This is a genomic window from Erwinia sp. PPS120, assembly GCF_047918655.1.
GTDB lineage: Bacteria > Pseudomonadota > Gammaproteobacteria > Enterobacterales > Enterobacteriaceae > Erwinia > Erwinia tasmaniensis_A.
Window position 1 is genome coordinate 1 of sequence record NZ_JBLREF010000087.1, and the last position, 830, is coordinate 830.

1 protein-coding gene is annotated in these 830 nt (G+C 60.0%); it reads right to left on the minus strand.

All coding sequences use genetic code 11. From position 1 onward, the window contains the following. On the minus strand, positions 1-830 hold an 830-nt coding region (gene xerC / locus ACLRGG_RS21185), incomplete at both ends, for a site-specific tyrosine recombinase XerC (RefSeq protein ID WP_416251564.1).

The window sequence follows — 830 nt, forward strand, 5'->3', positions numbered from 1 at the left end:
CGCTGCTCTGCCGGATGCGTCGAACTGTGCACCGCCTGCAATGCCCGGATACTCACCTGCGTATAGATTTGCGTGGATTCAACACTGCGGTGCCCCAGCATCGCCTGGATCCATCTCAGGTCTGCGCCGTTCTCCAGCATCTGCGTCGCCATCGCGTGGCGGAACAGATGGCAGCTCCCCTTCTCTATTCCCGCCGCTCTCAGGTACGGCACCACGGCCAGGGTGATACCATTCGCCGTTAACCCTGCCATGCCATCCATCGCCAGGAACAGCGCTTTGCAGTCCGGTACGGCGAGGATGTCCGGGCGAACCTGATGCAGATAACGATTCAGCCATCCTAGCGCACGCTCACCCACCGGGATCACCCGGTCTTCCTTGCCTTTACCTTGCACGATGGTCAGGATTTTTCGACTGAAGTCCACGCTGTAGATCTCAAGCGTGGCAACCTCACCACGCCTGATCCCCGTTGACCACAGCAGTTCAAGTAACGCCCTGTCGCGGATACCCTGTAATGTGCTCAAGTCGCACAGATTCACGATCTCCTCTACCTGCTCAACGCTTAGTATCGTGCGCGGCAGGCGTTTTTCCAGGCGCGGTAGCTCAAGGTCCGCCGCCGGGTTTGCCAGTATCACTCCCTGTTTCGCCATCCAGCTGAACCACACCTGAAGCGGCTGGAGCGTGGTGCGCTGCGTCCGGCTGGAGAGCGGCTCGCCGTTCGTTTTACGGTAGTGGTACAGATGTCGCTGGTAACGCTCCAGCGCCGGTCTGGTCACGTCGGCGGCGTAATGGATGCCACGTTCTGCCGCCCACAGGATAAAGCGGTAGCTGTG